Genomic DNA, 9,670 nt, shown 5'->3' with positions numbered 1-9,670 from the left:
TGGTCAAGCGGCAGATGTACGGGCGCGCTAAGCTCGATCTCCTTCAGGCTAGGCTGATTGGCGCGCCATAAAAACAATCACGATCATCGAATATGCGTCAGAGCCCCAGTCGAACGCCGATTGACAAGCAAACCGTATTCTGATCGCCAACGTCACAGAAGGAAGAAAGCCCGACAATCTAGGTACGACGTGCTGTGATGATTTCGGCCTCGTAAGGCATCTCGACAAATGCGTTGCTGTCGCGGTGCTGTTCAAAGACGACGCGGAGCGCCGAAAGAAGCGCCTCTTCTCCCCGGTTATTGATCGCCTTCTGCACGATTGTGAACGATCGCGCGCGATGCTCGAACCGCTCCCGATCGATCAGCTCGGTAAAAACGAACGCGTCTCGCCTGATGTCTTTCAGGCCGGATTCGGCTCTTAACTCGGCCGAAATATCAATCTCAGAGTAGCCGCCCTCAGGTCTGGAGTGCCGACGCCGGTGGTAATTGGGGAGTGCTGCCTCGATGACTGACAGAAAACCATCCGCGAAGGCACTATCCCTGTCGTAAGGCTCATATTGAACGATCGCGAGGAGACCACCAGGCGCAAGGACACGCTGGGCCTCTCGATAGAAGGCAGGGCGATTGAAGCGATGCACTGCACTAGCAGCCGTCACCAATTGAGCAGAGCCGTCCACCGCTTGCAGATTTTCGGCGACCCCATCCGCATAGTCCACGAGCATGCCGGTTGGCGTCTGAGATTCAGCATGCCGCCGCATATGTTCATTCGGTTCAAGTGCGAAGATCTGGAAGCTCGAGCCAAAAACCGTGGCAAGGCTTCGCGTGAATAGCCCTGTCCCCGCGCCGACCTCGATGATGCGGCCGCCCGTGGTACCACGGAGCACGGACCTCAATTGTTCTGCGATGCGCGGTGGGTACTCCGGGCGAAACTGGTAAAAGTGCCCGAGGCCATCAAAATCGTCCCAGGGCCTATGAATCCGGCCCGATGCAGCTTGACTGGTTGTCGTGCTTTCTGTGGACATGTTAATTTCACCCAAGATCTTAGATCACGCTGCGCCTAGGCCGATCGGTGCCTGTCGTACTCCGCCGCGATAGTCGTGAGTGCCCTTTCGAGGGTTGAATCGTCTGATGGGTTGCCGAGGCCGAACCGGATCGCTCGCGGCGGCTCCGCTTCACCGATCACGAAGCCATCGCTCGTCGAAACAAGCACGCCGGCTTGCTCAAGTCTCGCGGTTAGATCGGCACTTGTGACGCTAGGCGGCGTTGGCATCCAGACATGGAGACCGCCATCCCCAAGTCGGTGATCGATGTTCGTGAGATACTGACGGACCAAAATATGCCGCGCGGCGGTTGCGCGACGAACAGCGTCGAGCATCTTTCCCATCGATGCAGTCTCAATCAATTCTGTGGCGAGCGCGGCGCTAAGAGGTGCCGTCATCCAGAACGTAGCCCGGACTCCCGGCCAGAACAGGTTCGCCGCAGCCTCCTTGGACGGCGCAACGACATAAGCTACTTTCATTCCCGGCGCCACACTCTTGGCCAACCCGAGCAGATACCAGGAAATTTCTGGGGCAAGGGCAGATAGCGGTGTTGGCGCATTTCGGGGAATAAGGCTATAGATGTCATCCTCGATGATGGAGACGCCAAACTCTCTGGCAATCTCTGCGATTGTCTTGCGTCTTTCCAAGGACATGGTGACTGTGGTCGGGTTTTGAAGCGTCGAGAGCGGATATAGCGCTTTTGGACGATGCGTCCGGCACACCTGCCGAAACGCGTCCGGGATCATGCCATCGTCATCCATCCGGACTGGCGCGAGCTTTGCGCCGTAACGCGCTGCAAACGCCTTGATTGGCGGATAGGTTAGCTCATCGACAGCCAATATCCCGCCTGCGCCGACAAGGCCGGGAATGAGCATATTCAGAGTACTTTGTGTGCTGCTTGTCAGGACAATACGCGCTTCATCAGCTCGATAACCCAGGCGCGAGGCGCAGAGATCAGCACCCGCTCGTCGGTCGGCTTCGGTCCCGCACCAACGATGATGCCCAATGATTTCGCTGAGAGCTTCCCTTGCCAAAATACCAGTGATTGCAGTGCTCATGACCGAATCAAAAACATGTGATACTGGCGGTGGCGGATTCAGCCTAAGTGCGATCGGGCTTTTGAGGCGTTCGTCAAATTGACTTTGAAGCGGGATTTTCACGGCAGGTGTTGCTGCAAACGGACTCTTCATTTTGAACCTCCTAGGCGGTCCTGGATCACACTGATGGCCATGAGGGCAAACGACACCGCAATTGCTCCGGCCGTGGCGATCGGGATACCCAGGCCTCGGATTGCCGGGACCTTCACGAAGGCGCATACGTGGAGGACTGCAAGCACTGAAAAAAGTAGGGGCAGTGTCGTCTCGAATGTCTCCACGGACATTAACGGTCGAAGCAACAACATCACAGCGAGTAGGGGAGTATCATACGAAACCGGAATCCCGATGAACCGAGCTTCGGCCGTTAGTCCGACGTTCTCGAAATAGCTGAGCCTAATCGCGCCCGCTAAAACGAGAAGCACACTCGCTACGAGCGACAGGGCAGTTCCTTGACTGATAAGGATGATCACTGCAGCCGGGAACACGACTCCATGAAAGAAGTCGGCAAATCCATCAAAGCTCTTTCCGAACTCCGGTACACCTCGACGGCGAAGATGGCTCGTCTTGCGGGCAACATGCCCATCCCAATGATCCAGAAACCAGGTCCAGAGCATTGCCGCAACGCCGAGCTCGATCTTGCCGTTGAGGGCCAGGAACAGCCCGATGACGGCAAACAGATAGGCGAGGGCGGTGATGGCATTTGCGTAGTCACGGAGATACCCGATCATCGCCTTGCTCCCGTCGACGGCGCGAAAATCTTCTCCGCTAGGCGCAGATCATCTTCGCAATCGATTTCGAACCAGCGGGTATCGCTGCAATCCGCCGCTGAAAGCTGCAGCTCTCGCTGCTCGACAAGCCGTGCGAGGACCTGCTCAACATAGGCCGTACGATGCCCGCTTTCCACAGCCTGGTGCAATGCTGGCACCAGCTGTTCGCGCGAGGCGTCTGCGGAAAAGCGCGTCAAGTTGATGGTCTTGAAGAGACCCCTGGCCTGGGCCTCGACGGGCGTCTGGTTCATGACGAACGCGACGATAGAACCATCGTCAACCAGCTTGACGGCGGAACCACTCATTGCTGCGTTGAACGCCGCAACAGCCGCTACGCTCTGCTGGGTAGATGAGACCGTTCGAAGTGTTCTTTCGAGGACTTCGCGCTCAAAGAACACATCGCCTTCGAGAAAGACGGTGTCGCCGGCAAGCATTGTATTTCGCGCTAGCCATAAGGAATAGGCGCTGCCGGTCCGATCGAAGATGGGATTGTGGACATACTCGATGTCGACCTCCTCGAACCGATGGCCGCAGGACTGTTCGATGGCTTCTTCGCGATAACCCACGACGATGGTTGCTTCGCGAGCCCCGAGCTCAGACAACTGATGCAGCGCGTTGTGCAGCATCGGGGTTCCGTTCACCTCCACCAAAGGTTTCGGAACGAATTCCGTGTAGGGGCGCAGCCTGGAGCCCATTCCTGCGGCAAGGATCACCGCCCGTGTACCATTGAGCATTTTTGAAACGTCCTTCTGGCAAGCTTCAGGCCGTTGCTTGCCTGGTCTTCAGGCTGTTCAGGGTCTCGACGACGCGTTTTAGTCCCGACTCCAGCAGGTCTGGTGGAGCACCGAAGCAGAGACGCAGGCCATTCACGTCGCCAAAGGTACCGCCGGCAACGGATCCCACATCGGCTTCCTCCAGGAGCAATCGTGCAATGTCGTCGGTCGATCGAACGGGACCTCCTGCCGGCAGAGCTGAGACAAGCCTACTCAGATCGAGATAGAAGAAGAACGAGCCATCGGCACTCGGCGGGGGCACGTCCTGCAGACCAGAGAGGATGCGAAGACCATTGTTGCGAGCGTCGGACAGACGCTCATGCATCTTCCGTTCAAAACTGCCGTCGCCGACTTGAAGGTGATGCAGGATCGCGTGCTGTGCGATTACATTGGCATTCGAGGTCGTATGGCTCTGCAGTTTCTTGGCCGCGGAAACGATCTCCGGAGGAGCTGCGAAGTAACCCAGACGCCAACCGGTGATCGCCAGCTCTTTTGAGAAGGCGTTGACCAGGATCGTCCTTGAACGGACGCGGGGATGCGCCATGACGATCGACTCATGGCGCGAACCGGTGAAGACCAAGCTGGAGTAGCATTCGTCGGAAACGATCCAGAGCTGATAGTTGATCGCGAGATCGCCGATAGCTTGTAGAGTCGTTCGATCATACACTGCGCCAGTCGGATTGTTCGGCGAGTTTATGATAATGGCTTTCGTGCGCGGTGTGACAGCGGCGCGAATTGCGACGATATCAGGAGTATATGTCGGGGGGCGAACATCAACGAACACGGGCTTTGCGCCAGCGAGAAGAACCTGGGACGGGAATGTCGGCCAGCAGGGGCGAATGATGATGACCTCATCTCCGGGATTGAACAGGGCCAAGGCAACGTCGAGCAGGCCCTGCTTTGCGCCCGCAGTGATAGCGATGTCATCCGTATTCCAGCCGATGCCTGTTTCCGCAGACAGCTTTGCGGCGACAGCGCCGCGAAGCGGCGTCAGGCCGATGGAATCGGTATACCGGTTCGCCCCGGCATTGATGGCGGCAATCGCTCCTTCGCGAACGGATGATGGTGGCTCGATGATGACTTCGCCGGCGGCCAGATCGATGATCTGACGGGCGGTCGCGGCAGCTATCTCAGCCGCCTCACGGGCGACGGCAGTGCCCGAACCTGACAGCAAAGACATCCGTTGCGCCAACATGCGCGCTCCTCCTGCATCGATTGTCGAGTTTGTTAAGTGATCGCAACCGCTTCGCCGCCGGTACGCGATCTGCCTCGGCGGATATCACTCTTCCGTTCGACAACCGCGTCGTAGCCAAATGGGGCTTAAGAGTTCATTGAGGCCGGCGACCTCTTCATCGCGCCAAGGTGCCCTTCATGCACTTACACGAGGAAGGAGGGGCGCGGTTGGAGCAGACCTGAGCACACAGTATTTTGCAACCGAGGAGCCAACGCGTCGATCGCGGCCGTCGGCCAGAACAGATTGTGAGTGTGTTTGCATACTGAACTCCTTGCAGCTGATGTTTGCGTAGCCCGATGCTCATCCGCCAAATAGTTTGCTCCCATCACTAGATCAAATACTAGCGTTGGTAGTTGACCCGAGCGCAAACGTAAGTCGTTAGAATTGAGACGAGAGTTGCGGCTCTATGATGCTCGGAGTCGAGCACGTCTCAAGTTGCCATTGGCGATGGCTTCTATCATTTGCAAGCATGTCGATGCACGAGGCGGTTGAAACATGCCGCAGTCCGATGCTGAGAGTGCCGCCCGCGCCACCGACGAGGCCTATTGAGCTCACAGTGGCGCGGATAAGCGATGCATCGATGTGAACGACCTCAGCGGTGGCGATCTTCGCCTTGAGACGGGCCCCGACCGTCCGCTTGAAGATCATGCGGTGGCGCTCTGCACCCCACCGCTGGCGGATGCGTATCAAGCTGGTCGGGAAGAGCGTCATGCGGTCCGTAGCCGACGAACCATCGGATGGCGACATTGACTTGAGCCTCCGACCGTCGTCGATGCCCAGTGACAGCCCAGCGAGCATCGACCGTACAGCGACTTCCGGATAATCGCCCGGCCATCGCCGAGGCAATAACAGTGAGACTTCGTAGTGTAGCCAAGAAGAATCGAGTACGCGATCGACCCGAACCGCCACGTGATCGTCGGGGATTAGCTGGCGAAGCGAGCCGGTGACGAACAGCTCCAGCTGATCCTGTTCCTTCCCAGCATGTGGCGCCCCTCCGATCGCGAATCACAAGGAAAACGGAATCAGTCTGCGCGAACTTTTTCAACGATCTCCCACCCGGCAGCGCTGCGGCGTGGCGTTCAGCACCTTGGCGGCGGCGGCCTTGATGCCCTCGTGGCGTCCGAGATTCACCAGCTTGAGGCCGCGCAGACCCCGGCTGGCGAGCCTGCGCAGGCCGACATCCATGCCGGGAACTTCGCGCCGGCCATCACTGTACGCCGATCGCGACGATCCCCGCGACCGAGCCAATGCGCCCCTGCTGGCGCACCTTCACGTAGGTGGCGTCGATCCACAGAGAGAGCCATCGCCCTCGACCGGACGGGCGAGGAATGCCCCGTCAACTATCAAGCCTGCTAATTGATCTAGATGTCAGAAAGGGGCACTGGTTGCCGAATGAAGGTTGGGCTGCTCAGTCGGGTTGCTCAACCGTCGCTCCTGGGGCGTTCGGCATGAAACATCAACCACAATCTGTACTCGCCAACGGTCCTGATCGATGCACCGCATCCTCGCCCGCAGAAATGCTGCATGCACAGGTTTGCTCCAATCTTGAACTCTCCGTCCTCATGGAAGCGCATGACGGCCTCTCCGCTGCGATCGCCGAGCGCGCAGGGTTCAAAGGTCTCTGGGCGTCAGGTCTTTCAATTGCTTGCTCTCTCGGCTATCGTGATGTCAACGAAGCGTCATGGAGCCAACTTGTCGATGCGGTCGAGCGGATCGTGGACTCAACCAAACTGCCTGTTCTGGTTGACGGGGATGGTGGCTTCGGGAATTTCAACAATGCACGCCTCCTCGCCCGCAAGCTCCGTCAGCGAGGCGCTGCGGGCGTTGCGCTGGAGGACAGCTGCTTTCCGAAGATGAACTCGCTCATTGGCGATCGTCATCCCCTCGCCGATATCCACGAATTTTCCGGCCGCCTGCGGGCAGTTAAGGATACAGTCGCGGAAGACTTGGTCCTCGTGGCCCGGATCGAGGCGTTGATCGCGGGGCATGGAATGGACGAAGCAATTTTACGCGCTCACGCTTACGCAGACGCGGGTGCGGATGCGATCCTCATTCACTCGCGAAAGAGCACCGCGGACGAGGTTCTTTCCTTCACGCGCACCTGGCAAAGCCGATTGCCCGTCGTGATCGTGCCAACGACATACTATCGAACACCGGTCTCTGCGTATCGTAATGCCCGCATCTCAACAGTGATCTGGGCCAACCACTCAGTGCGAGCTGCGATAGCGGCAATGCGGCAGATCTGCCGTCGCATCATTGCTGAAGAAGGCGTTGCCGGTATCGAGCCCAATGTTGCGACGCTCGACGAGGTCTTCGAACTGTTGAGGTATGACGAACTTGCCCGCGCGGAAGCGCGCTATCTTCACCCTCCTGACTGAGGGCAATGACCTCTCATTTACACGCAACAAACTCGTTCTCGAAGGACCACCGCCATGCAATCGGCCGCCTTACTGTCACGCTCCACCGCATTTTTCAGCGAAGCACAGGCGTTCCCTCCCAAAATTGGATGCGCCATAGACGGGCGCGACAGCTCTTGCGCGGCTGATCCGAACATGCTTCAGATCTACAAGCTTGTTTCTCTCTTGAAGAAGCGCCAACGCGGACAGTGATCCGTCTTCCTCTTCAAGAAAGCCGGTAGACTCCACACCGCAACAGCAACCACAAGTAACATTTGAGACCGACGGAGAGCGCTCATGTTGAGGCAACGGACAGTTCTGCTCAACTCTTCGGGCACCGCCGCCAACGTGACAGATCTGCGTGGCGGCACCGTCCGCAACGTGTTCTCTTTCAGTGCGCGCCGCTGGCGCAAGCAGCTGACCCGGCTAGGGTTGATTGGGACCATGGCTGTCGCCTCAACTGTAGCTGGCAGTGTCACCGATGCGATCGCGGGAGACGGGGCGAAGGCTGGCATGCAAACCCAAATCGGCCGGGTGCAGCTGGGCGCTAAAGCCATCTCTCTACCGGTTCCCGCATGTGGCGAGACAACCCAAAAATTTGGCTCCAATGATCCGGACGATCCCGTCGATGGCACCGTCAACACGACGATAACCGAGTGGCTGGCGGCCGGCAACAAGGCCGCTTGGAAATCCAGCTTCGGTCTGGATGGGCCCGCTCTTGGCGACGCAGAGTCCGAAATCGACACCTCCGGTTACGGGAAGGATCTTTTCCTGACGGGCCCCGAAGCCACGACCCGCGGCATTGATCCGCATCGGAAGCAAATACTGCCGCATCGCGGTCTATTCGATAATTCCAAGGGCATTCTCGAAAACACCATTTCAGCCGCCGACAACGCGCTTAAGCACGGTTTCCACGGTGTCGAACTCGATCTTCGCGCGGATAGGGACGGTCATGCCTGGATGATGCATGACACTACACTCGGGCGGGTTACCAACGATCCGAACAATTGCCCGATTTCGGATGTCTCTACCGAGGAAATCAAGAACATGAACCTCGATATGGAATCCCATCAATAATGAACGACTTCCGGCGCTTGACCGCAACGGCAATCCGCAACAGATGGAAGACTTGCAGAAGATCATCAATTATGTTCGTGAGAAGAATAGAAACGGCGAGGAGTTCAACGTTATCATCGACCCCCAAGGACGAGGTATCGACGATCGCAACAATCAAGGCGCTGTCAGCGCCTAAGAATGCTGACGTGGGCAGGCACCTCGGCATCAAGATCTATTCAACCTATGTGCCAGTACCGACCGGGTTATTGCGAGCTGGGACAGCAAGACCACCAATGTACTTGATGCGCTGAACCAGGCCAATGTGACTGTCCAGCCTGATAACAAGCTCAATCTGATTCCGCTTCTCATCAAGGCGGAAGACGTCCAGTCGTCTCACATCGATAAAGACCAAGGCGACCCAGGCCAGCGATTGGCTGACCTCCTTCGACAAGCTGGGCCATCTCACCATGGTGGAAATCTCCCGTTTCAAGGGAACCGACAACTTCGACAAGATGAATCAGGTGGCCGCGACATTCCAGGCCGCGGGCAAGAAGTTCGCCAGTACGCCTGTCACGACGTCCTATATCTCGGAAGCGTTCTCCGTTAACGGGCAAAAATTTTACTATAGTGCTCAGGGTGTGCCTATCACCCTGCCCGGCCGTCCCGACATGGAGTTCCGCGCCACTTTCGGCGCGCTTGAGCCCTATGCCGACGTGCTGCTGTCCGACAATGCTTATTTGGAGACGCTCTATGCCACCGGCTATATCACTGAGGGCAGTGATGCGGATTATGCCTTTCCGACAGATGCCCACCACAACCCGGCATCCATTATCGACGCACCGAAGTATATCAGTGGTAAGCCGAGCTGGATGAGCGATCCACGTCATCGGTGAGCCTCTGGCCCCTGGTGATCCGCACCACAATTGTTGCACGCCACCTGCAGAAAGCTGCGAAGGGATGTGATGAGCTGGCCAGTCGAGGAAATCCAAACATGAAGTCCTGCAAGAGTAGGACCGCCTCAGTTGGCGGCCCGCCATCGTGAATCGGCGGACGAGACCGCGCTTGACCTCCGCTCGCCGCATTCACGCAGAAGCACGGAGCGCTAAGCTCGTGCAAGAGAGCAGAAATGCAGCAACCATTGTTACCTAACCATCACATCGTTCCGTCACCGATAAGCTCAATAACCATCGGCCAGCGCCAGCGCCAACGCGCCGGACGTTCGACTTTCCTCGGGCATCGATCTCGACTTACCCGACAAAAGCTTGTGGCGTATCACCACAACACTGAACACGTGGCACTGAATTCTTG

Annotated in this window: 10 protein-coding genes and 2 pseudogenes; 4 read left to right on the top strand and 8 right to left on the bottom strand. The window is 57.7% G+C overall.

The window, feature by feature from the left end; all coding sequences use genetic code 11:
• Positions 1-178: 178 nt before the first annotated feature.
• The 7 genes and pseudogenes from AC0L3S_RS33385 to AC0L3S_RS33355 all read right to left on the bottom strand — a co-directional run.
• Positions 179-1,021, bottom strand: coding sequence for a class I SAM-dependent methyltransferase (locus tag AC0L3S_RS33385; protein WP_259217555.1), 843 nt, complete (start codon positions 1,019-1,021; stop codon positions 179-181).
• A 35-nt stretch (positions 1,022-1,056) separates the two neighbouring features.
• A complete protein-coding gene (locus AC0L3S_RS33380; RefSeq protein WP_085398499.1) occupies positions 1,057-2,229 on the bottom strand; it encodes an aminotransferase-like domain-containing protein in 1,173 nt (390 codons plus the stop codon).
• Entirely contained in the window at positions 2,226-2,864 is a 639-nt protein-coding gene (locus AC0L3S_RS33375; protein ID WP_085398500.1) for a CDP-alcohol phosphatidyltransferase family protein, read from the bottom strand. The genes AC0L3S_RS33380 and AC0L3S_RS33375 overlap by 4 nt, the downstream gene beginning before the upstream one ends.
• Entirely contained in the window at positions 2,861-3,637 is a 777-nt protein-coding gene (locus AC0L3S_RS33370; RefSeq protein ID WP_259217554.1) for a phosphocholine cytidylyltransferase family protein, read from the bottom strand. The genes AC0L3S_RS33375 and AC0L3S_RS33370 overlap by 4 nt, the downstream gene beginning before the upstream one ends.
• Before the next feature lie 25 nt (positions 3,638-3,662).
• Entirely contained in the window at positions 3,663-4,871 is a 1,209-nt protein-coding gene (locus AC0L3S_RS33365; RefSeq protein ID WP_259217553.1) for a pyridoxal phosphate-dependent aminotransferase, read from the bottom strand.
• 588 nt (positions 4,872-5,459) lie between these two features.
• Positions 5,460-5,909 (bottom strand): annotated as a pseudogene (locus AC0L3S_RS33360) (transposase); the annotation flags it as partial.
• A 54-nt stretch (positions 5,910-5,963) separates the two neighbouring features.
• Positions 5,964-6,242 (bottom strand): annotated as a pseudogene (locus AC0L3S_RS33355) (transposase); the annotation flags it as partial.
• Positions 6,243-6,427: 185 nt separating this feature from the next.
• Here AC0L3S_RS33355 and aepX point away from each other — a divergent pair.
• From aepX to AC0L3S_RS33340, 3 genes are all read left to right on the top strand, one after another.
• Positions 6,428-7,288, top strand: coding sequence for a phosphoenolpyruvate mutase (aepX, locus tag AC0L3S_RS33350; RefSeq protein ID WP_259218636.1), 861 nt, complete (start codon positions 6,428-6,430; stop codon positions 7,286-7,288).
• Between the two features lie 315 nt (positions 7,289-7,603).
• A complete protein-coding gene (locus AC0L3S_RS33345) occupies positions 7,604-8,383 on the top strand; it encodes a glycerophosphodiester phosphodiesterase family protein (protein ID WP_259217552.1) in 780 nt (259 codons plus the stop codon).
• A 52-nt stretch (positions 8,384-8,435) separates the two neighbouring features.
• Positions 8,436-8,558, top strand: a complete 123-nt coding sequence (locus AC0L3S_RS33340) for a hypothetical protein (RefSeq protein WP_259217551.1) — start codon at positions 8,436-8,438, stop codon at positions 8,556-8,558.
• A gap of 45 nt (positions 8,559-8,603) precedes the next feature.
• On the opposite strand, the gene AC0L3S_RS33335 is transcribed toward AC0L3S_RS33340, so the two are convergent.
• Positions 8,604-8,813, bottom strand: coding sequence for a hypothetical protein (locus tag AC0L3S_RS33335; RefSeq protein WP_259217550.1), 210 nt, complete (start codon positions 8,811-8,813; stop codon positions 8,604-8,606).
• A gap of 16 nt (positions 8,814-8,829) precedes the next feature.
• Here AC0L3S_RS33335 and AC0L3S_RS33330 point away from each other — a divergent pair, with 16 nt between their 5' ends.
• Positions 8,830-9,255 (top strand): hypothetical protein, encoded by a 426-nt coding sequence (locus tag AC0L3S_RS33330; protein ID WP_259217549.1) that lies wholly within the window; start codon positions 8,830-8,832, stop codon positions 9,253-9,255.
• Positions 9,256-9,670: the final 415 nt, after the last annotated feature.

It is taken from the genome of Bradyrhizobium sp. Ken01 (genome assembly GCF_055807355.1).
The sequence above is the reverse complement of the archived record's forward strand: the minus strand, read 5'-3'. Positions and strand labels throughout refer to the sequence as shown.